The organism is Bradyrhizobium huanghuaihaiense (assembly GCF_007830635.1).
Classification (GTDB): domain Bacteria; phylum Pseudomonadota; class Alphaproteobacteria; order Rhizobiales; family Xanthobacteraceae; genus Bradyrhizobium; species Bradyrhizobium huanghuaihaiense.
This window is the reverse complement of record NZ_VLLA01000006.1, coordinates 135,693-160,916: the sequence shown is the minus strand read 5'-3', so window position 1 is coordinate 160,916 and position 25,224 is coordinate 135,693. Positions and strand designations below refer to the sequence as shown.

The 25,224-nt window shown below is 65.1% G+C and carries 18 protein-coding genes and 1 pseudogene; 10 read left to right on the top strand and 9 right to left on the bottom strand.

What is annotated here, in order from left to right:
- Window positions 1–398 precede the first annotated feature (398 nt).
- A complete protein-coding gene (locus tag IQ16_RS15310; RefSeq protein ID WP_018641065.1) occupies window positions 399–2,660 on the top strand; it encodes a cation:proton antiporter domain-containing protein in 2,262 nt (753 codons plus the stop codon).
- 105 nt (window positions 2,661–2,765) lie between these two features.
- Here IQ16_RS15310 and IQ16_RS15305 read toward each other — a convergent pair whose 3' ends face one another.
- Window positions 2,766–5,918 carry an efflux RND transporter permease subunit gene (locus tag IQ16_RS15305; RefSeq protein ID WP_018641064.1) on the bottom strand — a complete coding sequence of 1,051 codons (3,153 nt, stop codon included), beginning with the start codon at window positions 5,916–5,918 and terminating at the stop codon, window positions 2,766–2,768.
- Window positions 5,919–5,930: 12 nt separating this feature from the next.
- Window positions 5,931–7,124: an efflux RND transporter periplasmic adaptor subunit gene (locus tag IQ16_RS15300; protein WP_020607783.1), complete on the bottom strand. Its 1,194-nt coding sequence runs from the start codon at window positions 7,122–7,124 to the stop codon at window positions 5,931–5,933.
- 234 nt (window positions 7,125–7,358) lie between these two features.
- On the opposite strand from IQ16_RS15300, the gene IQ16_RS15295 reads away from it, so the two are divergent.
- Window positions 7,359–8,150 (top strand): ABC transporter substrate-binding protein, encoded by a 792-nt coding sequence (locus IQ16_RS15295; protein WP_018641062.1) that lies wholly within the window; start codon window positions 7,359–7,361, stop codon window positions 8,148–8,150.
- A gap of 37 nt (window positions 8,151–8,187) precedes the next feature.
- Here the strand turns inward: IQ16_RS15295 and IQ16_RS15290 are convergent, their stop codons facing one another.
- Window positions 8,188–9,363 (bottom strand): YncE family protein, encoded by a 1,176-nt coding sequence (locus IQ16_RS15290; protein ID WP_020607782.1) that lies wholly within the window; start codon window positions 9,361–9,363, stop codon window positions 8,188–8,190.
- 108 nt (window positions 9,364–9,471) lie between these two features.
- Between IQ16_RS15290 and IQ16_RS47285 the strand changes: the two are divergent.
- The 4 genes and pseudogenes from IQ16_RS47285 to IQ16_RS15275 form a co-directional block, all read left to right on the top strand.
- Window positions 9,472–10,008, top strand: a pseudogene (locus IQ16_RS47285) (alkaline phosphatase family protein); the annotation flags it as partial.
- A gap of 130 nt (window positions 10,009–10,138) precedes the next feature.
- Window positions 10,139–11,329 carry a phospholipase C gene (locus tag IQ16_RS15285; protein ID WP_283812181.1) on the top strand — a complete coding sequence of 397 codons (1,191 nt, stop codon included), beginning with the start codon at window positions 10,139–10,141 and terminating at the stop codon, window positions 11,327–11,329.
- Window positions 11,330–11,347: 18 nt separating this feature from the next.
- The gene (locus tag IQ16_RS15280) at window positions 11,348–12,691 is read left to right on the top strand and encodes a cytochrome-c peroxidase (protein WP_018641060.1); all 1,344 of its coding nucleotides are present in this window, start codon (window positions 11,348–11,350) and stop codon (window positions 12,689–12,691) included.
- Between the two features lie 104 nt (window positions 12,692–12,795).
- Window positions 12,796–13,347, top strand: a complete 552-nt coding sequence (locus IQ16_RS15275; RefSeq protein WP_035665907.1) for a DUF4240 domain-containing protein — start codon at window positions 12,796–12,798, stop codon at window positions 13,345–13,347.
- Between the two features lie 4 nt (window positions 13,348–13,351).
- Here the strand turns inward: IQ16_RS15275 and IQ16_RS15270 are convergent, their stop codons facing one another.
- The 4 genes from IQ16_RS15270 to IQ16_RS15255 all read right to left on the bottom strand — a co-directional run bounded on the left by IQ16_RS15270 (window position 13,352) and on the right by IQ16_RS15255 (window position 17,609).
- The gene (locus IQ16_RS15270; protein WP_018641058.1) at window positions 13,352–14,335 is read right to left on the bottom strand and encodes an NAD-dependent epimerase/dehydratase family protein; all 984 of its coding nucleotides are present in this window, start codon (window positions 14,333–14,335) and stop codon (window positions 13,352–13,354) included.
- 90 nt (window positions 14,336–14,425) lie between these two features.
- Window positions 14,426–15,499, bottom strand: coding sequence for a hypothetical protein (locus tag IQ16_RS15265; protein WP_018641057.1), 1,074 nt, complete (start codon window positions 15,497–15,499; stop codon window positions 14,426–14,428).
- Window positions 15,500–15,569: 70 nt separating this feature from the next.
- Window positions 15,570–17,060 carry a flavin-containing monooxygenase gene (locus IQ16_RS15260; RefSeq protein WP_026311709.1) on the bottom strand — a complete coding sequence of 497 codons (1,491 nt, stop codon included), beginning with the start codon at window positions 17,058–17,060 and terminating at the stop codon, window positions 15,570–15,572.
- A gap of 99 nt (window positions 17,061–17,159) precedes the next feature.
- On the bottom strand, window positions 17,160–17,609 hold the full coding sequence (locus IQ16_RS15255) for a cupin domain-containing protein (RefSeq protein ID WP_018641055.1): 450 nt from the start codon (window positions 17,607–17,609) through the stop codon (window positions 17,160–17,162).
- Window positions 17,610–17,797: 188 nt separating this feature from the next.
- On the opposite strand from IQ16_RS15255, the gene IQ16_RS15250 reads away from it, so the two are divergent.
- Window positions 17,798–18,823, top strand: a complete 1,026-nt coding sequence (locus tag IQ16_RS15250; RefSeq protein WP_018641054.1) for an AraC family transcriptional regulator — start codon at window positions 17,798–17,800, stop codon at window positions 18,821–18,823.
- An 11-nt stretch (window positions 18,824–18,834) separates the two neighbouring features.
- Here the strand turns inward: IQ16_RS15250 and IQ16_RS15245 are convergent, their stop codons facing one another.
- Both IQ16_RS15245 and IQ16_RS15240 read right to left on the bottom strand, forming a co-directional pair.
- Complete coding sequence (locus tag IQ16_RS15245; RefSeq protein ID WP_018641052.1) at window positions 18,835–20,679, bottom strand: ATP-binding protein; 1,845 nt, start codon at window positions 20,677–20,679, stop codon at window positions 18,835–18,837.
- 125 nt (window positions 20,680–20,804) lie between these two features.
- Window positions 20,805–21,437 (bottom strand): cupin domain-containing protein, encoded by a 633-nt coding sequence (locus IQ16_RS15240; RefSeq protein ID WP_018641049.1) that lies wholly within the window; start codon window positions 21,435–21,437, stop codon window positions 20,805–20,807.
- A gap of 219 nt (window positions 21,438–21,656) precedes the next feature.
- Here IQ16_RS15240 and IQ16_RS15235 point away from each other — a divergent pair, with 219 nt between their 5' ends.
- From IQ16_RS15235 to IQ16_RS15225, 3 genes are read left to right on the top strand one after another with little or no spacing between them, the layout of a single operon-like run.
- Window positions 21,657–23,348, top strand: a complete 1,692-nt coding sequence (locus IQ16_RS15235) for a peptide ABC transporter substrate-binding protein (protein WP_018641048.1) — start codon at window positions 21,657–21,659, stop codon at window positions 23,346–23,348.
- 27 nt (window positions 23,349–23,375) lie between these two features.
- Window positions 23,376–24,326 carry an ABC transporter permease gene (locus tag IQ16_RS15230; RefSeq protein ID WP_018641046.1) on the top strand — a complete coding sequence of 317 codons (951 nt, stop codon included), beginning with the start codon at window positions 23,376–23,378 and terminating at the stop codon, window positions 24,324–24,326.
- Window positions 24,327–24,329: 3 nt separating this feature from the next.
- Entirely contained in the window at window positions 24,330–25,205 is an 876-nt protein-coding gene (locus IQ16_RS15225) for an ABC transporter permease (protein WP_018641045.1), read from the top strand.
- The last annotated feature ends 19 nt before the right edge of the window (window positions 25,206–25,224 follow it).

Below are 25,224 nucleotides of genomic sequence, written 5' to 3'. Positions count from 1 at the left end.
CTCCACTCGTCATTGCGAGGAGCGCTTGCGACGAAGCAATCCAGAATTTTTCCTCGGAGGGATCCTGGATTGCTTCGCTGCGCTCGCAATGACGGGGATGTGGCGGGATTGCTTCGCTTCGCTCGCAATGACGGGGGATGAGGAGGCACCCGGCCCATGCCACCCATGATGCCATTCTGCCCCTGTTTTGCCCGACGGAGCAAGTTGTTTCGGGAATACAGAAATTTTCTCGAGCTTTTTCAACGCCATCTCTACTGTGCATGGGGTTGTTCTCGCACTTTTTGTTTTCACCCCTTAATCCCCGCCGCGAGCGACGGGAACCCGCTCCACCTCCCGCGGGTTCTATTCCTGTGGCCTGGCAACCTCGCCGGGACAGCAAAAGGGGACAAGACACCTGCATGCAGTGGAGCCTGCTCCGACCGGTCGGCCTCGTCCCCGCGGTGCTCGTCCTCACCACCATTGCAGCGGGCGCCGAAGGCGGCAAATCGGCCGGCCCCTCCGAGTCCCTCCTGATTCTGCAGATCGTGCTGTTGATCGTCGTCGGCCGCGGCCTCGGCGAGATCATGCAGCGCGTCGGCCAGCCCTCGGTGATCGGCGAACTGCTCGCCGGCATCATCCTCGGGCCGTCGCTGCTCGGCTGGCTGTGGCCGGAGGCGCAGCACGCCATCTTTCCCAAGACACCCGAGCAGAAGGCGATGATCGACGGCATCGCCCAGTTCGGCATCCTGCTGTTGCTGTTGCTGACCGGCATGGAGACCGATCTCAAGCTGGTCAGGAAGGTCGGCAAGGCCGCGATCGCGATCTCGATCGCCGGCATCGTCGTGCCCTTCGCCTGCGGCTTTGCCCTCGGCGAGTTCCTGCCTGACGCGCTGCTGCCAAATCCGCAGCAGCGTCTGGTCGCCTCGCTGTTCATGGGCACGGCGCTGTCGATCTCCTCGGTGAAGATCGTCGCCGTGGTGGTCCGCGAGATGAATTTCATGCGCCGCGACGTCGGGCAGATCATCGTCGCGACCGCCGTGATCGACGACACCATCGGCTGGATCATCATCGCCGTCATTTTCAGCCTGGCCTCCCATAACACGCTGGATATCGGCTCGGTGGCGAAGGCCGTGCTGGGCACGCTCGTCTTTCTCGCAATCAGTTTCACCATCGGCCGCCGCCTGGTGTTCCAGCTCATCCGCTGGGCCAACGACACGCTGGTCAGCACCGCGCCGGTCATCACGGTCATTCTGCTGCTGATGGGCACGATGGCGCTGATCACGCACCTGATCGGCGTGCACACGGTGTTGGGTGCTTTCGTCGCCGGCATCCTGGTCGGGGAGTCGCCGATCCTGACGCGGCAGATCGACGAGCGTCTGCGCGGCCTGATCTCGAGCTTCTTCATGCCGGTGTTCTTCGGTCTCGCCGGTCTTGCCGCCGATCTGTCGGTGCTGCGCGATCCCAACCTCCTGATGCTCACCGGCCTCTTGGTCGTCATCGCCAGCGTCGGCAAGTTCGGCGGCGCGTTCGTCGGGGGCACATTGGGCGGCCTGAACTATCGGGAGTCGCTGGCGCTGGCGAGCGGCATGAATGCGCGCGGTTCGACCGAGGTGATCATCGCGACCATCGGCCTGTCCATCGGCGTGCTCAGCCAGAACCTGTTCACGATGATCGTGACCATGGCGATCGTGACCACGATGGCGATGCCGCCGATGCTGCGCGCGGCGCTGGCCAGGCTGCCGATGAACAAGGAGGAGAAGGAGCGCCTCGAGCGCGAGGAATTCGAGAAGCGCGGCTTCGTCGCCAATCTCGAACGTCCTCTGCTGGCGGTCGACGAGAGCGTCAACGCCACCTTCGCCGCCCACGTCGCGGGTCTGATCGCCGGCATGCGCGGCCTGCCGATCACCGTGCTGCATGTCGGCAAGCGCGCCACGGAGCAGGAGAGGGGCCGCGACGGGGAGGAGAGCCATGAAGCCGTGGTGAAGCGGGCGGCCGAAACGGTGACTTCCGATCCGGAGGCCGGGAACGTCGATGTGACGACGCGGATTCGCAGGTCGGACCTCGGCGAAGCGGTCGGCGAGGAGGCGAAGAAGGGCTTCGATCTCCTCGTCGTCGGCATCGACAAGGTCGTCGCGACCAGGGATCGTTTCGACAGGAAGGTCGAGGACATCGCCGCTCAATTCGAAGGGCCGCTCGCGATCGTCCTGGCCAAGGGCAGCCACCTGAAGCAGCCGGTGCCCGATGGGCTCAACATCCTCGTCCCGGTCTCCGGCAGCGCCGTCTCCAAACGCGGCGCAGAGGTCGCGGTCGCGCTGGCGCAGGCCGGATCAGGCTCGCTGCGTGTGATCTATGTGGCGACGACGCGGGACAAGGGCGCGCAACGCGGGGTGTCGCGTGGCCTCAGCCAGGAAACCGGCATCCTGAAGGACGCCAGTGATCTCGCCGCCCGCTACGATGTCGATATCACCACGACGCTGCGCGTGAACCGGTCGCCGGAGGCCGCGATCCTGCGCGAGATCGACACCACCGATGTCGATCTCGTGGTCATCGGCGTCGACCGCATCCAGGCCGATCATCTCTCCTTCGGCGGCGTCGCCGACGCCGTGCTGAGGCAGTCGAAGGTCTCGGTGCTGCTGGTCTCGAGCGGCGAGGCACGACGGGCATCAAGCGAGAAAGCCTAGCGGGCGGTGCGCATTCCGTCATTGCGAGCGAAGCGAAGCAATCCAGGCTGCCTCCGCGGAAAGACTCTGGATTGCTTCGCTTCGCTCGCAATGACGATCCGTTGTCTATCCTTTCACCTCCGCCACCGCCTTCGGCGCCTTCTTTGACGCGCGCCAGTTCTCGAAGCGCTGCACCACCACGAAGAAGGCCGGCACGAACAGCACCGCGAGGCAGGTCGAGGCCAGCATGCCCGAGAACACCGTGATGCCGATCGACTTGCGGGCGCTGGCGCCGGCGCCGGTCGCGAGCACCAGCGGCACCACGCCGAGGATGAAGGCGAACGACGTCATCAGGATCGGGCGGAAACGGGCGCGCGCCGCCTCGATCGCCGACTCCAGGATCGGCTTGCCGTCGCGGACGTGCAGCTCGAGCCCGACCTCGACGATCAGGATGGCGTTCTTCGCCGACAGCGCGATCAGGAGGATCAGGCCGATCTGGCAGTAGAGGTTGTTGTCGATCTTGAGGCCGCTCAGGATCAGCATCGGCCCGATCAGCGACAGCGGCACGGCGAGGATCACCGAGATCGGCGCGTACCAGCTCTCGTACTGGCCGGCGAGCACGAGGTAGACCAGCAGCATGGCGAGGCCGAACACCCAGTAGATCTGGTTCGAGACCGCCTTCTCCTGGTACGACATCGCGGTCCATTCATAGCCGGTGCCGGGCGGCAGCGTCTTGTCCGCGATCTCCTCCATCAGCTGCAGCGACTGGCCGGACGAGTAGCCCTGTGCCGGCAGGCCGATGATGGTCGAGGAGGGATAGAGATTGTAGAGGCTGATCAGCGACGGCCCCGTCGCCGGCGTGATCGTGGCGACGGTGCCGATCGGGATCATGTCGCCGTTCGAGTTGCGCACCTGCATGTTGGCGATGTCGCGCTCGGTGACGCGGAAGGCGGGATCGGCCTGCGTGTAGACCTGGAACACGCGGCCGAACTTGTTGAACTGGTTGACGTAGGATGAGCCGAGATAGGTCGACAGCGCCGAGAACACCTGGTCGGTGGTGACGTGCAGCGTCTGGGTCTTGATGCGGTCGATCTCGACGTTGAATTGCGGCACCGAGGAGCGGAACGAGGACTGCACGCGCTGCAGCGCGCTCTGGCTCTGGCCGTTGGTGACCATCGCGCCGGTGATCGCCTGCAGCTTGGCGAAATCGCTGTTGCCGTCGCGCAGCTCGACCTGCATCGAGAAACCGGCGGCGTTGCCGATGCCCTGGATCGGCGGCGGCGGCAGCACGATGGTCCGCGCCTCCATGATCACGGCGAGCTTGTCGTTGAGGCCAAAGACCAGCGAGCGCAGATCCTCGCCGGGGCCTTTGCGCGCATCCCAATCCTTCAGGATGATGTAGGCGACGCCCGCATTGGCAAGGCTCGCGCTGCTGTCGAGCGCGGAGATGCCGGCGATGGTGATGACCTGCGCCACGCCCGGCGCATCCTTGATGATATCGCTGGCACGATCGAGCACCTTCTGGGTCCGTTCCAGCGACGCGCCGTCGGGCAGCTGGATGGCGGCGATCAGATAGCCCTGGTCCTCGATCGGCAGGAAGCCGGTCGGCACCCGCGACAGGCCGTAGCCGCCGATCCCGATCAGCACCAGGGCGACCGCGACCGACGCCGTGGCGTGCCTGACCAGGAAGGTGATCAGCCGCGTATAGCCGCGCTCGACCCGGTTATAGACGTTGTTGAAACCGCGATAGAAGAAGTTGCGCTGCTCCGGCGGCACCGCCGGCCGCAGCCACAATGCGCATTGCGTCGGCTTCAAGGTCGCTGCGTTGATGGCGGACAATAGCGCAGTCGCCGCGATCACCAGCGCGAATTGCGAATAGATGCGGCCGGTGAGTCCTGCGAGGAACGAGGCCGGCAGGAACACCGAGATCAGCACCAGCGTGATGCCGACGATCGGCGCGAACAGCTGGTCCATCGCCCTGATCGCGGCGTCGTGGCCATTCATGCCCTGCTCGATATTGTGCGCGGCGCCTTCCACCACGACGATAGCGTCGTCCACGACGATGCCGATCGCGAGCACGATCGCGAACAGCGTCGACATGTTGATGGTGAAGCCGAGCGCCGCCATCGCGGCGAAGGCGCCGATGATGGTGACCGGCACCGTCGTCGCCGGCACCAGCATCGCGCGCCAGTCCTGCAGGAAGACAAGGATCACGACCAGCACCAGGAGGCCGGCCTCGATCAGCGTCATGTAGACCTCGTGCACCGAGGCCTCGACGAATTTGGTGGTGTCGAACGGCGTGTCGTATTTGATGCCTTCCGGGAAGCGCTTGGCGAGCTCCGCCATCTTCTTCTCGACCGCCTGCTCGACCTGGAGCGCGTTGGCGCCGGGCGACTGGAACACGCCGATGCCGGTTGCGGGCTGCTTGTTGAGCGAGAAGATCTGGCTGTAGGTCTGCGCGCCGAGCTCGACCCAGCCGACGTCGCGCACCCGCGTGACGTCGCCGCTGGTGCCCGTCTTGACGATGATGTTCTCGAACTGGGTGGTGTCGTCGAGTCGTCCGTTGACGTTGAGCGTGTACTGGAACGCCTGGCCCGGCGGCGTCGGCGGTGCGCCGACCTGGCCCGCGGAGACCTGCTGGCTCTGCTGCTGGATTGCGTTGATGACGTCCTGCGGCACGAGGCCACGGACCTGCAGCTTGTTCGGATCGAGCCACACCCGCATCGAATACTGGCCGGCACCGAACACCGTGACGTTGCCGACGCCGGGCAGGCGGGAGAGCTCGTCGCGGATGTTGATGGTGGCGTAGTTGCTCAAATAGAGGCTGTCATATTTGGCCTCCGGCGAGGTCAGCGTCACGAACAGCAGGATCGCGGTCGATTTCTTCTGGACGGTGACGCCCTGGTTCTGCACCGCCTGCGGCAGCTGCGCCAGCGCGCTGGAGACACGGTTCTGCACCAGCACCTGCGCGAAGTTCAGGTCGGTGCCGATCTTGAAGGTGACGGTCAGCGTGTAGGTGCCGTCGGAGCCGCTGTAGGACTGCATGTAGAGCATGTCCTCGACGCCGTTGACCTGCTGCTCGATCGGCAAGGCGACCGTGTCGATCACGGTCTTGGCGCTGGCGCCGGGATAGCGCGTGGTGACTTGCACTGTCGGCGGCACCACGTCGGGATATTGCGCGATCGCGAGGTTGAACAGCGCGACGCCGCCGATCAGGATCATCAGGAGCGCGATGACGTTCGAGAGGACCGGCCGCTCGATGAAGAACTTTGAGATCATGGCCGGCGGCTCCTACTTGGTGGACGCCTGGGACTGGTCGATCTTCGTCACCTGCGGGTCGATCTTCTGGCCCGGGATCACGCGCAGCAGCCCCGCGATCACGACGCGGTCGTCCGGCTTCAGCCCGCTTTCGATCACGCGCAGGCCGTTGTCGGTCGGCCCGATCTGCACCTTGCGCTGCTCGACGACATTGTCCTTGTTGACGACGAGGAGATAGCGGCCGCCCTGATCGCTGCCGAGTGCAGTGTCGGGGACGAGGAGGGCGCTCTTCTCCTGGTCGAAGGGCACGCGGACGCGAACGAAATAACCGGGCAGCAGCGCCCGCTTGTCGTTGGGTATGACGCCGCGCACCGCGAGCGTGCCTGTCGATGTGTTGAGGGTCGGCGAGACGTAGTCGAGGTGGCCTTCATGCGGATACCCGGTTTCGGTCTGCAGGCCCACCTGGACCGGCAACTGTTTGAGGTCGGCGACGGTCAGCCCGCGGCGGGCCGCTTCGGCGCGAATGCGAAGGACGTCCTGCTCGTTGACCGTGAAGTTCACCCAGATCGGGTCCAGCGCGACGATGGTCGCGAGCTGGGTCGGGGAGGAGACGCCGACAAGCTCGCCGACCGAAACCAGGTGCGCGCTGACGATGCCGTCGAACGGCGCGGTCACGTTGGTGTAGCCGTAATTGACCTCCGCGAGCCTGGTATTGACCTGGGCCTGCTGGAGGCTGGCCTGGGCGTTGTCGCGGGTCGATGTCGAGGTGTCCAGGGTGGACTGCGAGACCGCCTGACGCTGTACGAGATCGACCTGCCGCTTGTAATCGGCTTCGGCCTGCTTGACGGTTGCTTGCGCGCCGACCTCCGCGGCCTTCGCCTGCTCGACCTTGAGCTTGTACGTCTCCGGCTCGATCGTGAACAGCTGGGTGCCCTGCTTGACGAAGCTGCCGTCCTGGTAGTCGATCGATTGCAGGAAACCCTGCACGCGCGCGACGAGATCGACGCTCTTGATCGGCGCAGTATTGCCGGTGGCTTCGACATAGCGCGTCACCGGCCGCTGCACCGGGGGCGCCACGTCCACCTTCGGCGGCGGCGGCGCCACGAAGGCGTTCTTGTCCTCGCAGCCGGCGAGCGCGATCACGGCACTCGCGGCGGCCAGCGCCCGTCCGACATGTCTCCACGCGCCATTGCGATGGGCGAGCGATGTGGGATTCGCGCAGGTCATTCGGTGGCCCCCGATTTCTGTCTGTCGGTGCCGCAGGCTACCAATAAACGCCCGGCCGTGGAACACCATAGCCATGGCAGTCGCCGGCCTTGCACTGCAACCCGCGCCGTGGCCTTTGGCAGGTTTGTCATGACAAACCGCTTTTCACCGCGCGCACGATCGACCAGAATTGTGTCAGGCCGTGTGCCGGAGACGGAGCAGTTGAAAGAAGAAAAAAGGTGAGGAGAACATGACATGCCCACGATCCTCCACTCGGCCCTTGCCGGCCTCGTTCTCGCAGCGGCCCTCGTCATGCCCGCGCTAGCCGATGGCCTGAAGGACGAGATCGCGCCGACCGGCAAGCTCCGGGTTGCGATCGCGATCAGCCCGGCGGGCGGCGCGTTCTGGTCGACCAGGACGGACGCCGGCTTCGCCGGCGTGCCGGTCGACCTCGGCAAGGAGATGGCCGCGCAGCTCGGTGTACCCGTCGAATATGTCGTGCACCAGAATTCCGGACAGATCACCGACGCCGCCTCAAAGGGCACCTGGGACGTCACATGGCTGCCCAAGGATCCCGAGCGCGAGACCAAGATGCTGTTCGGCCCGATCTACGAGGTCGCCGACGCCACCTACATCGTCAAGCCGGGTTCGAGCATCGGCAGTTTCGCCACGCTCGACCAGGCGGGCATCAAGGTTGCGGCCGTCAACGCCACGACCACCATGCGCGGCGCCATTGCGCATCTGAAGAATGCGACGGTGACGGGCTATCAGACATACGATAAAATCTTCGGTCTGCTGAAGAGCGGCGAGATCGACGCCTTCGCGTTGTCACGCGACCAGCTCAACAAGATGGCGCAGAAGATTCCGGGGACACGCGTGCTCGACGAGACCTTCAAGAAGACGGTGACCGCCGTCGCCGTCCCGCTCGGCCATGGCCAGGCGCTCGCCTTCGTCAGCAAATTCATGAACGAAGCGGTGACGAACGGCACTTTGCGCAAGGCCTATGACAACAACGGCCTGAAGGACACGCCGATCCGGACGGAGTAGGGCAGGCGGCGCAGGGTGGCTGCGCCGCGCGCTGATCTCATGGCTCCGCGGTTCTGATCCCCGCGGGGCTCACCTGCAGCTTGAGCGTGGACGTCCTGGTCAGCGCCTTGCCGTCGAACGCGAATGCGATCAGCTCGTTCTCGACCATGCACTGCGCCACGACATGCTTGGAGTCCTTCGACCACACCATGCCCTGGCACCAATGGCCGATCTTGGCTTCCGCCACCGGCGCGAGCTCGGTACCCGAGATCCGGTAGACCTTGAGCAGGCCGAAATCGTTGAAGAACGGCGAGGCCGACGGCTTGTTCGAGCCGTTCATGACTGTGACGGCAACATGATTGCCGTCCGGCGACATCTTTACCGCTTCCGGCGTCTGTCCGACGGTCACCGTACTGACGACGCGGATCGGCTTTGCGGTCATGTCGATCAGGCTGATCGTGTCGTTGTCGCCGCTGCCGGCGCCGACATTGCCGACGACGGCCGCAGCGCTGCCGGTGAGGTCGATGTCATAGGGGCGAACGCCTGCGGAGAGGTCGCGCTTGGCGTACTCCACCTTGGTCCCGTCCACGGTGAGAAGCGAGATTTTGTTGTCGCCGTCGCGGGTGACCAGCGCGGTCGCGCCATCGCGCGAGAACACGGCGTGGCTCGGGCCCGACTTGGCATCACCAAGCTGGATCTTGCCGGCCGGCGTCAGCGTGCTCCCGCTGATCGCAAACACCGAGACGGTGCCTTCGCTGCGGTTCGCAACCAGCGCCAGCGTGCCCGCGCGGTTGATCGAGACGCCGGCCGCGCCCGCGCCGGCCTGGTGGGTCGCGAGCACTTTTGGCGGTGAGGACTTCAGGTCGATGACCGAAAGCTTGTCGTCGGGCACCGCCTTGGTCGGATCCGCCGGATCGATCTTCATCGCGCCCGTCACCAGCGCAAAGGCACCGTCCGGCGCAATTGCCACGCTCGGCGGAGGGCCGACGACGCTGGCAGGCGCCGGCACCTCGCCCAGCAGCTTCAATGCGCCGTCGGTGAAGTCGATGACGCTGACCGTATCCGGCAGCGGCTGCTTGCGCACCACGGCAGTGCCGTTCTCCAGCACCATCTTGCCGTCATTGGCGCTGACGACGATCTCGGCGTGGGCGGCAAAACTGGCAAGGCCGGCCAGGGACGTTGCGACCAGAGCTGACACGGCATGGCGCACGCGTATGCGAGGAGCGGCTTTCATGTTTCCCCCGAGGATTTGTTCTTGTCCGGCCAAGCTAAATGCAACCGGGCGCATGGCGCAACGATCTGGACGCGATCATTTTTGCCGTCGCCCACGGAATAAACCTGCATGCCTCGGCAAGGACGGCGCGAAGCAGGCGGCTGCGTGAAAAATCGAGTCTCGGCTACTGCGCAAAGTGTCTCGTGCGTCAAACTGACACAGCCCTGTCATCCGCCGCCATTACGTTCCCGAGCGTCGGCGTCAATCCTTCGGGGCAACACAACAATGAAAACCAGATTTCTGACGACGGTCGCGTTCTTCGCGGCCGCGACGGCACTCGCGTGCAGCATTCCCGTCCTCGCGGACGATTTCGGTCGGGACCGGGACCACGATCGGGATCATCACCGTCATCCGCACGACATTCATACGGAAACGCCGATCAAGCATCTCGTGATCATCTTCAACGAGAACCGCTCGTTCGACCATTATTTCGCGACCTATCCGAACGCGGCCAATCCGTCCGGCTCGATCCCCTTCGTGCCGAAGCCGCATACGCCGAAGGTGAACAACCTCGTCACGGCCAATCTGCTGGTCAACAACCCCAACACCAATCCGGCCAATGGCACTGGCGCGACCGACCCGTTCCGCCTCGACCGCACCCAGGCCAACACCCGCTCGCAGAACCATTCCTATACGCCCGAGCAGCAGGCCGTGGACAACGGCAGACCTGTTCCCGAAATTCACCGGCCGCGGCACCGCTGGCGGCGCCGGCGCATTCGGCACGAACGGGCAGGTGATGGGCTATTTCGACGGCAACACCGTCACTGCCTTCTGGAACTACGCCCAGCACTTCGCCATGAGCGACAACAACTGGACCGACACGTTCGGTCCGTCGACGCCCGGCATGCTCGAGGTGGTCGCCGCGCAGACCAACGGCGTGCAGCCGGTCATCGGCACGTCATCGTCGATCGCCGACGGTCAGGGCGGCCTGACACTGACCGGCGACACCGACCCCGGCAACGACGTCTGCTCGAGCGCGACGAGCACCATGCTGATGGGCGGCAAGAACATCGGCGACCTGCTCAACGCCGAGCACATCAGCTGGGGCAGCTTCATGGGCGGCTTCGACCTCACGCTCAAGAATGCCAACGGGACCACGGGCTGCGCCCGCAGCACCTTCTCCAGCAACGTCAACGGCACGATCGTGGACTACGTCCCGCATCACGCCTTCTTCCAGTATCATAAGTCGACGGCGAACCCGAGCCATGCGCGGCCGAGCTCGGTCCGTGCGATCGGCCATACCCATGACCTCAACGGCAAGGTCGATCCCGCCAATCACAATTACGACCTCGAGGACTTCTATGCCGCGGTGAAGGCCGGCAATTTCCCTGCCGTCTCCTACATCAAGATGCCGGCTTTCCGGGACGGTCATGCCGGCAACTCCGATCCGCTCGACGAGCAGGTCGGCAATGTCGAGCTGATCAACTTCCTGCAGAAGCAGCCGGAGTGGCGCGAGACCGCGGTCATCATCACCTATGACGACTCCGACGGCTGGTACGACCATCAATACGTCGCGCCGAAGAACGCCTCGTATGATCCGACCGCCGATCAGGTCAACGGCCCCGGCCTCTGCGGCCTTGGCGCCAGCAAGCAGCCGGCACCGAAGGGGCTCGAAGGCCAGCCAGTGAACGGCCGCTGCGGTCCGGGCACGCGCGTTCCCCTGATCGTGGTCTCGCCCTACGCCAGGACGAACTACGTCAGCCACACCTATACGACGCAGGCTTCGGTGGTTCGCTTCATCGAGGACAACTGGCTGCGCGGCCAGCGGCTCGGCGGCGGCGCATTCGACGCCACCACGGGGTCGATCATGGACCTGTTCGACTTCGACCATGACCACAGCCACGACCTCCGGGCCGATGCGCTGTTCCTCGATCCGACCTCCGGCACCGTCATCACCAGCCCGCCGGACGAGCACCACCACCACTAGTCCAATAGGATGCGACTAATGAACGGCCGCACCATGTGGCTCCTCGGCGCCGGCCTGCTTTGTCTGGCCGGCGCCGTCTTTGCTGCCGGAACGAAAAGATTTGCAGAGACGAATAAAGTGGGTGTGAACCCGAACCCGGTCCGTCTCATGCGTCCGGCGATCGCGCCGTTGTCTGCGATGGCACAGCTCGGCAAGGAGATCTTTTACGACGCCTCGCTCTCTTCGTCCGGAGCGCTGTCATGCGCCTCCTGCCACAGCCCGGATCACGCCTATGGGCCGCCCAATGACGGGCCGGTGATGCTCGGCGGCGCCACCCTGTTACGGCAGGGCGCACGCGCGGTGCCGTCGCTGACCTATCTCGAGCGCCATCCGAATTTCAGCATCGGCCCCGACAAGGGCGACGACGACAACATCATCGACCTCGCGCAGATGGCCGCGATCGGGCAGCAGGCCGCGCGCACGACCAAGACCGCGGGCGGCACCGGCGCATCGACGAACATCGTGCCGCAGGGCGGCCTGTTCTGGGATGGTCGTGCCGACACGTTGCAGGACCAGGCGCTGTTTCCGCTGCTCGATCCCAACGAGATGGACGGCGGCAGTGCCGAGATCGTCGCCGACAAGCTGCGCCGCGCGCCCTATACCAACCGCTTCGTCGAGCTGTTCGGCGGCGGTGTGCTCAGGAATCAGCGGCTCCTGATCGCGGAGGCGATGTTCGCGGTCGCGCGCTATCAGGTGGAGGAGCCGAGCTTCCATCCCTACACCAGCAAGTACGACTACTGGCTCGAAGGCAAGGCCCGGCTGTCAGAGAGCGAGCTGCGCGGCCTGCAGGCATTCAACGACCCTGACAAGGCCAATTGCGCGGGATGCCACACCTCGGCCCCGACGCGCGACGGCCTGCCGCCGCTGTTCACCGATCATCAATACGAGGCCCTCGGCGCGCCGCGCAATGCCGCGCTCGCCAATAATCGCGATCCCAATTACTTCGACCTCGGCGTCTGCGGCCCGCAGCGCACCGACATTTCCGAGCAGACGCAATATTGCGGCATGTTCCTGACGCCGACGCTGCGCAACACGGCGACGCGTCATGCTTTCTTTCACAATGGCGTTTTCCATAGTCTGGAGCAGGTGCTCGACTTCTACAATTTCCGCGACACCAATCCGGAGAAAGTGTTTGCGCACGCTGCCGATGGCACGGTGCTGAAATACGACGACCTGTCGCCAAAATATCACGCCAATGTGGATGTCACCGATCCGCCCTTCGATCGTCATCCCGGCGGCAAGCCGGCGATGACCGAGCAGGACGAGGCCGACATCATCGCGTTCCTGAAGACGCTGACGGACGGCTACAAGGTAGAGAATTGACGTCTGCGTGCGGTAGCGTGTAGCCACAATCTGGTTGACGTAAGCCGCACTATGCCCGGGCGTGGATGGTTCGAGCAGAGGTGCTGGTTCTGGTGGAGGAATTCATGACCGCACCCGCGATGCCGGCGGATCAGTTTTGGGAGATCATCGGGCGCGCCGGACAGGCCGACGCTGATCCGGTCGCTCATATCGATGCCTTGCGCGCGGAGCTGCGCGGGCTAGCTCTCGAGGAGGTCAAATCCTTCGAGATCGCGTTTCGGCGCCGTCTCAACGACGCGTACACTTGGGACCTTTGGGGGGCGGCCTACGTGATCCACGGTGGCTGCTCAGATGACGGGTTCGAATACTTCCGCCGCTGGCTCGTATCGAAGGGACGCGGCGTGTACGAGTCCGCGTTGGCCGATCCCGACAGCATGGCGCAATTGGATGTGCGAGCAGGCCCTGATGGGATGTGGGAGTTCGAGGAAATCTACTACGTCGCGAACCGGCTCTTCCAAGAGAAGGGCGGCCAAGGCGATGTGCGCGACTATTCCGAGCCGGAGGCGGGACTGGGAGGATCTGAGCCTTCCGGCGAGCCTTTCGAGGAGGATGAGGAGCATCTGGCCCGGCGCTATCCCAATCTCTGGCGTCGCTTCGGAGCCGAACCGCTGGGATAACGAGTTAAGGTGATCTTCCTACATGCCACGCGGCGAGCACGGCCTTCTCCTCATCCTCTGTCAGTCCGATGACAGCTCCGTTGCTGGCGCGGAGCCAGGCGCGCGTATCGCGCGCGGTGACCGCTGGCGGTCGCGAGGTCAGGCCAGCCTTCCGCGCCGGCGAAGTATCGCGCGTCATGAAGCCGGCGAAGTCGGGCAGGGGCAGCCACATCGGCAGTGACCGGGGGCCGGCCCAGCGCCGGACGTCATGCGCCTCAAGGAAGGTGCGATCGATCCAGGTGAATTTGCAGGACGGGTTCAGCGCAGATGCGCACTCGGCCAGAACTTCGCCGCGCGTGCGAACCGGTCCAATGCCGTCATAGATGCCCTTAAGGCCAATCTCTGCCGCATGCACGATCCATTGCGCGAGGTCGCGCACGTCGATGAACTGGACGGCGTCGTCAGGCGATCCCGGTGCCAGCACCTCGCCGCCGCGGACCAGTCGCGCCGGCCAGTACGAAAACCGTCCTGTCGGATCCTCCGGCCCGACGATCAGGCCGGCCCGGCAGATGAAGGCGTCGCTTCCGACCGCCTGTTCGCAGGCGACCTTGGCGGCGCCATAGATGGCGTCGGTGCTGTGCTCGGTATCCACTGTTACGGCCTCGCGGAGCGATGCCGTGTCGGCGCGCTGCCCGGGCGTGCGATTGTCCGCATAGACGCTGACGGTCGAGACGAAGCCCCAGTGTACGCCCGGCCGCTTCAGCGCCGCCACCGCGCGGCGGACCTGACCGGGATGACGTGAGACATCGACCACGGCATCGAACGTCCCGCCCGCAAGCGGCGCAAGCCCGTCAATGGTGTCGCGGTCGATCATCACGAAGCGGGCGGCCGCCGCGACCGGTCCCGCGAGGCCGCGGGCTGCGCAAGTCACATCGTGCCCGGCCGCGCAGGCATGGGTGGCGATCGCGCGCCCGAGAAACTGGCTGCCGCCGAGGATCAGCAGGCGCATGAGATGGCCGATGGCATCGTGGCGCGTCCTTCCCGATGACGAGTGGGAGAGGGAGCCTACGACGTCCGGTAGCAGTTGCAAACCGCTTCCTCAGCGCGACTTGATCTCCGCATATTTCGCCATCGCCCGCTCGAACTTCCGGTTGAACAGCCACATCGCCGCGAGGATCTCGCGGAAGCTGGCTGAGGTTCTCGCCCGGTCGGCCTGTCCGAACGCGAAAATGCTGTTGTTACGCAGGTGCTTCATGATGGTGGGGCTGGACACCCTGTAATTCAGCAGATCGCCCGATTTGAGCGCGGATCTGGTCGGGGTCGGCACGATCTGGATCAGCTCGAACAGCTTCATCTGGTCGATTGGGTCGGGCAACGTCTTCACGATTGCCGGGATCTCCCGGAAGATATCCGCATGCGCGTTCATCAGGCCGTCGCGCACATTGGTCCAGTGGTTGAAGCGGTGATCGGTGCCGCGGGCGCGCGCCTCTTCCTTGTCGTCACGCGCGTTCAGCTCGGGATCGATCGCTGCGATCTCGCCCTTGATGGTCTCCCATTTCCTGCGGCCGTTGCGGTCCTCGGACGGGCCGGTCTGGAAGCTGCCCATATAGGTGTTCGAGCGCCCATTGCGGACATTCTGCTTGCCGTTGGTCTCGGCAAAGAACAGTCCCAGGCTGATCCGGCCCGCAGCTTCGGCGTGAACAGGTGCAAGCCCCTTGGCGCGCGCGATCGCGGCCGCGAGATCGACGACGTCCTTGAAAGGCGTCGCCGAGTTCTGCGCATTGGCCGGCGGCGCCTCCATGATGTCGAATAACTTTCCGTATTCGTCGACCAGCGGCTCGATCTCGGCATCGAAATAGGCGGGAGGAATTTCGAACTTGTTGGGCTTGCCGATCCGTGACGGCATGACGTCGGTGAGATCCTTGTAGCTGCTGATCACAGCGACGCGCGCGAGATAGAGCGCCTGACCCGGCAGGTTCGGCAGCGGCTCCTTTGCCTCGATCTGGCGCCGCCGCTCGGCGAGGATCGATTTGAAATCACCGAGCGCGCGCTCGTAGGTGGCAAGCGCCTCGGATTGCTTCGGCGTCGGCGCGCCGCTCTGTGCAACGGCGGGCGTCGCGACGAAGAAAGCAACAGCCGCGAAAGCCGCGGCGGCAAGGCGTCTCGATCCCATGGCTGGTTCCCGTCGATTCGATGGCCAGGGAGATCGTAAGCACCAGACGCGAGCAGCCGCAATTCTCCTCTCATGCCGCCCGGTAGTCCGGCGCCGTCGCCAGGAACTTGGCATAGGCGTCTGCGTCCGGCGGCTGGAAGCGGCCTGCAAGTCCGCCGCGCTTCCAGTGTTTCGCGCCGATATCGGCCATCAGCTCGTCGAAATGGCGGTAGTGATAGGGCGCGACGCAGAGGCCGCCATAGACGCCCGCCGCCGGCCGCTCGACACGCTTGAAATGCAGCATCATCTCGATGTTGTCGCGCATCGCCTGCGCCGTCGGCTGGTTGGCCAGCTGGCCGTCGGCGTAGCGCACCAGCCAGTTGGCCGCGAGATCGGCGCAGAGCACGGTGCAGAACGAGGAGTTGAAGCCGACGAAGCCGAGCTCGGGCAGATCGGGATTGGCGATCAGGCGATAGAGCCGGTATTGCCCGTCGGCATCGACCAATTTCTGCCGATAAATCTCGGGCAGGAACGGCACCCCGAGCTTGTAGCCGATCGCGAGCACCGCGACATCGGCACTGACGCGCCCGCCGCCGCTCATCACGATGCTGTCGCCTTCGTAATGACCGAACGTGCCGAACACCGCCTTGATGCGGCCGTCTGCGACCATTGGATAGAAGCCCGGCGTTGCGATCGGCACCGAGCAGTTGACGCCGTCCTCGATCCGCTCCGTCGGGACCATCTTGCACTGCTTGAGCTTGAGCTGCGCCTTGAGCAGGCTCTCCAGCCCGCGCCAATTGGCCCACACCAGCGGGGATGCGATGCGATGCGCAAGCCTTGCCATCGCGCTCGCGCCCCAGCCCGGAAACATCTCCTCCTGCGCGCGGATGTAGAGGATGCGTTTGAAGTTCACGAGCCCGCCGATGAAATAGGGGATGCGCCAGACCGGCTCGCGCATCACGATCGTGACCTCGCGCGCGCCCGACTTCACCGCGTTCACGGCGATGTCGGTGGCCGACTTCGAGCCGCCGAGCACGACGACACGGCGGCCTTTCGCCAGCGTGGGATCGCTGTATTTCGACGAATGCAAAATCTGTCCGCCTTGCGCCAGGAAACCGTCCTCGCCCGGGCAGCGCAGCTCGCGCGGCTCGTTGAATTGGCCGGTACAGACCGCGACGAAATCGAAATCTTCGTTCGACGGCGTGCCGTCCTTGCTCGTCAGGGTGAGGGTCCAGCCCGGTCTGCCGTCGGCACGCCGAGCCATGCCGGCGACCTCGGTGTCGAGCCGCAGCATGCGGTCGAGGCTAAAGCTCTTCGCATAGTCGGAGAGATAGGCGTGGACTTGCGGCCCGGTCGGCCATTCAGGATAGACGTCCGGCATGGCGCGATCGGTGTAGCGGTAGAGATCTTTCGGGCTCTGGGTCTGCACCTCAGGATAGGAGCGCGCGGGCTCCCAGACGCCGCCGAGATCGCCGCTGCGCTCGACGATGGTGACGCGGTGGCCGCGGGTGGCGAACGCTTTTGCGGCGGCAAGGCCGGAGACGCCGGCGCCGATCACGCAGACATGCTTGGGACTGATCATGGGATTGCTCGATGTGTTCGCGCGCAAGCGGCCACGTTCGGCCGCTAGGCGCGGCCGGCAAGACCTGCAAGCAGATGACAGTGGACGAGGCGGCGACGGCTAGTCGTTGGCCTCGGGCGGCAGGAAGTCGACCTCGTGCAGCGCCGAGATGCGCACCACTTCGGCTGGGTCGGTCAGATTGTGCAGCTGGTTGAACAGCGCCTCCAGCTTCTGCATCGGCGAGACCCAGAACAGCGCGCGGCACGGCTTGTCGGACTTGTTGAAATAACCGTGCGGGATGCCGCGCGGCATGCGCACGAGGTCGCCGGCATGGGCCTTGACCCATTGGCCGTCGAGCTTGAGGTCGAGCGTGCCTTCCTGCACCAGGATGAACTCGTCCTGGGTCGGGTGGATGTGCACCGGCACGAACTGGCCCGGATCGCTGTTGGTCTCGAACGCGAAGGTGGAATCGGTGACGGCCTTGGGGAAATAGACCTGGCCAAGGATGTTCCAGCTCTTGCCGCCATAGCCCGTGCCGCTAGCGGTAATGCCCTTTTCGAGTGCAGTCATGGCTTGCTCCTCATGGATTCCGGCGGGGAGGGAGCTTCGGCCAGCCATGGGCCGCCTGTCTATCCGCTAAACGAATCCGGATGCGGCTATTGCCATGCAGCACGACGATTTTGCGGAGGCGGCCCTTTTCGCGTTCGGGGGACTATTATAGGCTTAAAGCAATTCCGTGACGCGAAGCGTGGTCGACGATGTCCGCAGCCGTGCAGGAGGTGAGCGCAAGGGCGTCCGCAGCCGAACGGCTTGCGGATTTCGCCTGCGTCACCACTGATGATGTCGACGAAGCGGCCGAGCAGATCGGACGCATCTTCTGCCCGCACGATCTCACACCGTCACGGCCACGCGCGGCCGGCTTCTCCGCCCGGCACAATTGCGCGGCATTCGCAGGGTTTTCCATCAACTACGTCGCCTATGGCGGATCGGTCAGCATCGATCCCGGATGCCTCGAGCGCTTCTTCCTGGTGCAGGTCCCGCTCACAGGCTCGGCCCGCATACGTGCCGGCGCCGGGGAGCTCGATGCCAGTCCGGGCCGGACGGCATCGCTGCTGTCGCCGACTATTCCGACCCGGATGATGTGGGCCGATTGCGCGCAGGCGATCCTGCTGCTCGACCGCCGTCTGGTCGAGCAGCGCGCCGCGGCGCTGTCGGGCAGGGCGGCTTGTGCGGTCGAGTTCGATGCTGCGATCGACCTGGACGCACCGTCCGGGCGCCGCCTGCAATCCAGTCTCGCCGAGCTGATGCTGATTGCCGAGCGCCTCGGGCCGTCCGGCAGGCTGTCGCCGGTCGCGATGTTCGATTGGCGCGAGGCGATGCTCGATCACCTCCTCAACGGGCAGCGGCATGGCTTGTCGGATGCGATCCGGACGTTCTCGGGCCAAGCCGAGCGACTGCCGCGCGCGCTTCGGGCCGCGCGCGACCATCTTGCGGACAATGCCGGCGAGCCGCTCGATCTCGTGCAGCTTGCCTGCGCCTCCGGCATCGGCATCCGCGCGCTCCAGCTCGGCTTCCGCCGTCACTTCGGCGTCTCGATCTCACAGATGCTGCTCGACATGCGCCTTGCCGGCCTGCACGCGCGTCTCGCCCAGGCCGCGCCTGATGCCTCCATCACCGGGATCGCCTTCGATCTCGGTTTCACCCATCTCGGCCGTATGGCCGGCGCCTACCGCGAAAAATTCGGCGAGACACCGTCGGCCACGCTGCGGCGAAGGATGAGCTAGGTCCAAGGCGGCTACTTTCGCGATCGCGAGGTGCCGCCGTCTTCAGCCGCCTGCCTGCGCAAGAAGCCGTCGACGTCCGCCTGCACCGAGTAGGGCGTCGGGATCGCATCGCCCGCGGAATCGACGGCGGTGTCGAGCGAGCGGCGCAGCATGCGCGCGAGCTCGGCCTTGCGGTACGGCTTCGTCAGCAGCGGTGCGCTCATCGTGGCGCGGCCCAGAGCTTGCGAGTCATATGCGTAGCCCGAGGTGAACAGCACCCTGAGCGAGGGCCGCGCGGCCACCATCTGCTCGGCGAGCTCGCGTCCGTTGATGCCGCCGCCCATGACGATGTCGGTGAACAGCAGGTCGAACGCCTTGCCTTCCGCCGCGATGGCGAGCGCTTCGGTGGCGTTCGCGGCCGGGATGACCTTATAGCCGAGGCTCTCGAGCTGCACCGTGACGTATTGGCGGACGTCGCGGTCGTCCTCGACGCAGAGGATGGTTTCCTGTCCCCCAACGATCTTGCGCTCGTCATAGCCGGCCGGGCGAAGCGTGCTGGTCTCGGCCTTCGGCAGGTAGATCGTGAATGTCGTGCCGCGGCCTTCCTCGGAGCCGACCTTGATGCCGCCGCCGGACTGCTTGACGAAGCCGAACACCATGCTGAGCCCGAGCCCGGTGCCCTTGCCGACCTCCTTGGTCGAGAAGAACGGATCGAAGATGCGTTCGAGAATGGCCCGGGCAATGCCGGTGCCGGTGTCGGCGATCTCGATCTCGACATAGTCGCCGGCATAGCCGGCACCGACCGCGACGGCCTCGCGGACGCCGAACACCACGTTGCGCGTCGTCAGCGTGAGCCTGCCGCCGCCCAGCATGGCGTCGCGGGCGTTGATGGCGAGGTTGAGCAGCGCCGAGCTCAGTTGACCGCGATCGGCGAAAGCCAGCCAGGCATTGGCGTCCAGCTTGGTCACGATCTCGATCTTCTTGTCGAAGGTCGCCAGCAGCAGCTTGGCCAGTTCCTCGAGCAGCTCGTTGACGTCGATCTCGGCCGGCTGGAGCGCCTGCTTGCGGGCAAAGGACAACAGGCTCGATGTCAGCGCGGCGCCGCGATCGGCGGCCTCGCTGATCAGCTTGGTGATGGTCGCAAGCGGCGGATTGTCCTTCACGGCGTCGGCGAGGATCTCGATCGTGCCGGTGATCACCGTGAGCATGTTGTTGAATTCGTGCGCGATGCCGCCGGTGAGCTGTCCGACCGCCTCCATCTTCTGGGCCTGGATCAGCTGCTCCTCGGCGGCCCGTTTCTGCGTGACGTCCTTGACGAAGGTGTTGATGATTTGGCGTTCCCCGAGACGCAGCGCCGTGCTGGACGCCTCGATCAGGATCTCGCCGCCATTCCTGTGCAGCAGGCTCGCCTCGAAGCGGATGCCGATCGGCGCATGCGCCAGTTCGGGCAGCAGCCGCATCATGCGTTGCCGGAAGCCGTCGCGGAGCGGCGCGGCGATGAGGAGGTCGACGACGTCGGCGCCGAGCGCTTCCTGTCGCGACCACCCGGTCAGGGCCTCGGCCTGGAAGCTCCACTCCAGGACGATGCCGCGCTCATCGGTCTGGACGAAGGCGTCGAGCGCGGTCTTGATGATGGCTTGCGTGATCTGCGCGCTCTCGGCGACGGTCTTCGCCTGATCGTGCTGCGTCGTCTCGATCGCACGCGTGCACAGACGCGCGATCAGCGCCGCAATGACAGTGCTTGCGAGCAGGGCAATGATCTGGGGCGTGCCGAAGCCGTCGGCGGCTCCGGTCACGGCATAGGAGGCGAGGAGGGCTGCGGCGGTCACGACGACCTGCACGGCCATCGCGAGTGTCAGAAGCCCCCTGAGTTTCATGTCTCACACCAAAGACGTCAGCCGCGCATGTCGACGAGCCCGGCATCATGTGAGCTACAGACTGCCCGGCTCTCCGTCGAGGGTCAATTTGCGCCCCCGAGGCCGCCGGGAACAGGGAACATGCTTCAACCTGGCGGCGAATCGGTCTTGAGCAGCGTCGTCACCCAGATTGCGCGCGCGACCTGCTGGGTCGGGTTGTCGAACATGTGCGGCACGATGCTCGGGAAGCGAAAGCTGTCGCCGGCCTCGAGCAGATGGGCCTGGTTGTCCAGCCACAGCCGCAGGCTGCCCGACAGGATGTAGCCGGCCTTCTCGCCGGTGTGCTGCAGGAAGTCGGTGCCCGAGGATGCCCCGGGATTGAGCGTGAGCTCGTAGAGCTCGAGCTGGCCCTTGCCGTCGGGGGTGAGGGCCTCCTTGACGACGCCGCTGGCAGTGAGCCGCAGCAGGCGCCTGGCGTTCTTGCGCACGATGTAGCGTTGCACGTTGTCGGGATCGCTGGTCTCGAAGAAGTAGGAGATCGGCACATCGAGCGCGATGCTGAGCAGGCGCAGCGTGCGGATCGACGGCATGGCGCGCGCGCGTTCGAGCTGGCTGATCATGCCGTTGGAGAGGCCGGTCTTGTTGGCGACGTCCTGGATCGAGAGCCCGGCGCGCTGGCGCAGCAGCCGCACGGTCTCGCCGAGGCGCTGGTCGACCGCATCGTCGGCCTCGATCGCCGGGACGTCCTTGGTGCCGTTCGTGTCGCCGCGACCATCCATGTCGCTCTCCCATGCATCGTCTCACCCCGCGACCGCATCGGGTCCGAGGTTCAGTCACAGTGAAAAGGTCGCGCATCCTAGCAATGTGATTGACAGCTGTATTTAGTCATGATGAACTTTTGATCGAAAAATTTAGAAGCACTAAAGCCCACTCCTTGTCCCTTGCCGGGGTCTCGGGGGCGCGGGAGACGGTGCCGCGTGCGACAAGGAGAGTGGGTCATGGCAGACGACACCGGCAGGTTCGGCGTTGGGGCAGTGCATCTCGGAGTTCCGAATCGCCGTCAGTTCTTCCAGCTCGGCGCCGGCGCCGCGGCGGGATGGAGTCTCGCGGGCAGCGCCTTTGCGCAGACCGAGCGCCCGACCAGCCCGCCGGACAAGCCGCGTGGCCAGGTGATCGCGGCGCTCTCGCAGGAGCCGACCGTCTTCCATCCGCTGATGCCCGGCATCGAGGTCGATCAGGGCATCTGGTGGCAGGTGTTTTCGCCGCTCTGGTACATCGACCCCGACGGGAATTTCGTTCCCGACCTCGCCCGCGAAGTCCCGACCCTCGAGAATGGCGGCCTGTCGGCCGACGGGTTGACCTGGAAGATCAAGCTCCGCAGCGACGTGAAATGGCATGACGGCACGCCGTTCACGGCGGAGGACGTCAAATTCTCCATCGAGCTGATCAACAATCCCGGTTTCCGCGCGCGCAGCCGGGTCGGCCATAGCCTCGTCAAGGACATCACCGTCGTCGCGCCCGACGAGATTCATTGGCGGATGGAAGCGCCCTATTCGCCCTACATGTCGATCCTGGCGTCGTTCACCTTCATCGTGCCCAAGCACATCCTGGAGAAGGTGTCCGATCCGAACGCTTCGCCGTTCCACAATGCGCCGGTCGGGACCGGTCCATTCCGCTGGGGCGAGCGCGTGCCTGGCGATCATATCCAGTTGAATGCCCACACCGGCTATCACGGCAAGGGGCCGTACGTCGAACGTGTGGTCTTCAAATACATTCCCGATCTCACCGTGCTCTACACCCAGTTCCGCACCGGACAGGTCGACTACACGGGCCTTGCGGGCATCCTGCCGAACTTCGTGCAGGAGGCGAAGACGCTGAAGGGCCGCAAGATCTTCGTCTCTTCGACGTCTTCGGTAGAGCATATCGCGCCCAATTTGGATTTTGGTCCCTTCACCGACCGCGCCGTGCGCGAGGCGCTCTATCTCGGCATCAACAAGCAGGCGATCATCGATGCGCTCTATTACGGCCTGCCGACGCAGACCGAGAGCTTTGTGCCGCAGCAGGCCTGGTCGTTCCAGCAGGGGCTGCCGCAGCACAAATACGATCCTGCCAAGGCCAATGCGCTGCTCGACGCTGCGGGCTGGGTTCGCGGCTCCAGCGGCATTCGCGAGAAGGGCGGCGTGAAGCTCGAATTCACCAATTCGACGACGGCGGGCAGTGCCGTGCGCGAGCAGTGCCAGCAGCTCCTGATCCAGGACTGGCGAGCCATTGGCGCGGCGATGCGCGTCAACAACATGCCGGCGGCCGTGATCTGGGGCGACTTCTGGCAGCAATCGAAGTTCAATTCCGTGATCGTCGGCGTCAACTTCATGCTGGGCAGCGACCCCGACGTGACGCCGCGCTTCGGCTCCGGTGCCATTCCCGCCAAGGGCGGTCGTGGCTACAACACTTATCAATACCAGAGTGCGGAGGCCGACCGGCTGCTGTCCCAGGGCGCCAAGCAATTCGACCTGGCGCAGCGCAAGGCGACCTATGGCGAGCTGCAAAAGCTCATCCGCAACGACCTCGCCATCCTGCCGCTGTTCCAGAGCTTCATCGCCGAGGGCATCAAGGAGGGGCTGCAAGGCTTCCGTCCCAACATCAACATGTCGATCAACAGCTGGAACATGCGCGAATGGTATTGGGCCTGATGTCTCAGGCCGGCTGGATCGCCTGAGATGGCCCGCTACGTCGCCAATCGCCTGGCACAGGCGATCATGCTGCTCGTGATCGTTTCGGCGATCGGCTTTGCCATTCTGCACCTGGCGCCGGGCGGCCCGCTCTCGCAGTTTGCCGTCTCCGGCCAGATGACGCAGGAGGATCTCGATCGCGTCACCAGGCAGCTCGGCCTCGATCGGCCGCTGCCGATCCAGTATCTCGACTGGTTCGGCCGCATGTTGAAAGGCGACTGGGGCAAGTCCTATCGGGACGGCGAGGCGGTGCTGTCGGTGATCTCCTCGCATCTCGGCGCGACGCTGGAGCTGATGGCGACGGCGACCATCATCGCGGTGCTGCTCGGCTGCTGGATCGGCATCCTTGGCGCGCTGCGCCGCTATTCGGTGTTCGATACGCTCGCCACCGTCGGCGCCATGATCGCGCTGTCGATCCCGACCTTCTGGTTCGGCCTCGTCACCATCTACGTGTTCTCGGTGAAGCTCGGCTGGTTGCCGGCCGGCAATCGCCAGACCGTCGGCGACGGCTCCTTCCTCGACCTGCTACATCATCTGATTGCGCCGGCGATGGTGCTGGCGCTGGTCGAGACCGCGATGTGGGGGCGCTTCATGCGCTCCTCGATGCTCGAGGTCATCAACCAGGACTACATCCGCACCGCGCGCGCCAAGGGCCTGCCGGAATGGCGCATCCTCACGGTGCATGGCTTGCGCAACGCGCTGCTGCCGATGATCACGGTGGCCGGCCTGCAATTTCCGACCCTGCTTGGCGGCGCGCTGGTGGCCGAGACCGTGTTCACCTGGCCCGGCATGGGCCGTCTGTTCCTGGATTCCATCGGCTACCGCGACTATCCCGTGGTGATGGGCATCCTGATGTTTTCGGCGACGATGGTGCTGATCGGCTCGCTGCTCGCCGACATCCTCTATGCCGTCGTCGATCCGCGCATCCGGGTGGGCTAGGCGATGGCGACTGTGGCCCTCTCCACCGTCCAGCGCACGCCCGGTCAGGCCGCGTGGCGGCGCTTTTGCCGTCATCGTCTTGCGCTTGCCGGTGCGATGATCATTCTCGTCCTCGTGCTCGGCTCGGCACTGGGTCCCTATTTCCTGCCGTTCGACGACACCTATATCGACATCATGAAGCGGTTCGCGCCGCCGCTGTCGGGCGCGCATATCCTCGGCACCGATGAGCTCGGCCGCGACGTGCTGGCGCGCCTGATGATGGGCGGACGGGTGTCGCTTTCGATCGGCATCGTCGCGATGGTGATGGCGATGGCGGTCGGTATCGTGGTCGGCGCCTTCGCCGGCTTCTATGGCGGCGCCGTCGGTGCGGTCCTGATGCGGCTCGTCGACGCCGTGCTGTGCTTTCCGACCATCTTCCTGCTGCTCGCGCTCGCGGCGCTCACCGAGCCCGGCCTCGTCACCACCACCGTGCTGATCGCAGCCACCGCCTGGATGGCCGTTGCCCGTGTCGTCGAAGCCCAGGTGCGTTCGCTGCGCGAGCGCGAGTTCGCCGTGGCGGCTCTCGCCTTCGGGTCGTCGAACCTGCGGATCATGTTCCGCGAGCTCGTCCCCAATGCGATCGCGCCGATCGTGGTGGCCGCGACGCTGAACGTCGCCAAGGCGATCCTGCTCGAATCCTATGTCAGCTATCTCGGCTTCGGCATCCAGCCGCCGGCGGCGAGCTGGGGCAACATGCTCAACAATGCGCAGATCTATCTCACCAGCGCGCCGTGGCTCGCGATCGTGCCGGGTGTCGCCATCACGCTCGCGGTGACCAGCTTCAACTTTCTCGGTGACGGCCTGCGCGATGCGCTGGATCCGCGAATGAACATTCCATGACGAGCAAGAGCTCGACCGA

Coding starts and splice junctions, on each gene's coding strand:
- IQ16_RS15235 (WP_018641048.1), top strand. CDS start 21,657: ATGGCAGACGACACCGGCAGGTTCGGCGTTGGGGCAGTGCATCTCGGA.
- IQ16_RS15280 (WP_018641060.1), top strand. CDS start 11,348: ATGAACGGCCGCACCATGTGGCTCCTCGGCGCCGGCCTGCTTTGTCTG.
- IQ16_RS15305 (WP_018641064.1), bottom strand. CDS start 5,918: ATGATCTCAAAGTTCTTCATCGAGCGGCCGGTCCTCTCGAACGTCATC.
- IQ16_RS15225 (WP_018641045.1), top strand. CDS start 24,330: ATGGCGACTGTGGCCCTCTCCACCGTCCAGCGCACGCCCGGTCAGGCC.
- IQ16_RS15255 (WP_018641055.1), bottom strand. CDS start 17,609: ATGACTGCACTCGAAAAGGGCATTACCGCTAGCGGCACGGGCTATGGC.
- IQ16_RS15260 (WP_026311709.1), bottom strand. CDS start 17,060: ATGATCAGTCCCAAGCATGTCTGCGTGATCGGCGCCGGCGTCTCCGGC.
- IQ16_RS15245 (WP_018641052.1), bottom strand. CDS start 20,679: ATGAAACTCAGGGGGCTTCTGACACTCGCGATGGCCGTGCAGGTCGTC.
- IQ16_RS15240 (WP_018641049.1), bottom strand. CDS start 21,437: ATGGATGGTCGCGGCGACACGAACGGCACCAAGGACGTCCCGGCGATC.
- IQ16_RS15310 (WP_018641065.1), top strand. CDS start 399: ATGCAGTGGAGCCTGCTCCGACCGGTCGGCCTCGTCCCCGCGGTGCTC.
- IQ16_RS15230 (WP_018641046.1), top strand. CDS start 23,376: ATGGCCCGCTACGTCGCCAATCGCCTGGCACAGGCGATCATGCTGCTC.
- IQ16_RS15270 (WP_018641058.1), bottom strand. CDS start 14,335: ATGCGCCTGCTGATCCTCGGCGGCAGCCAGTTTCTCGGGCGCGCGATC.
- IQ16_RS15295 (WP_018641062.1), top strand. CDS start 7,359: ATGCCCACGATCCTCCACTCGGCCCTTGCCGGCCTCGTTCTCGCAGCG.
- IQ16_RS15290 (WP_020607782.1), bottom strand. CDS start 9,363: ATGAAAGCCGCTCCTCGCATACGCGTGCGCCATGCCGTGTCAGCTCTG.
- IQ16_RS15300 (WP_020607783.1), bottom strand. CDS start 7,124: ATGACCTGCGCGAATCCCACATCGCTCGCCCATCGCAATGGCGCGTGG.
- IQ16_RS15285 (WP_283812181.1), top strand. CDS start 10,139: ATGGGCTATTTCGACGGCAACACCGTCACTGCCTTCTGGAACTACGCC.
- IQ16_RS15275 (WP_035665907.1), top strand. CDS start 12,796: ATGACCGCACCCGCGATGCCGGCGGATCAGTTTTGGGAGATCATCGGG.
- IQ16_RS15265 (WP_018641057.1), bottom strand. CDS start 15,499: ATGGGATCGAGACGCCTTGCCGCCGCGGCTTTCGCGGCTGTTGCTTTC.
- IQ16_RS15250 (WP_018641054.1), top strand. CDS start 17,798: ATGTCCGCAGCCGTGCAGGAGGTGAGCGCAAGGGCGTCCGCAGCCGAA.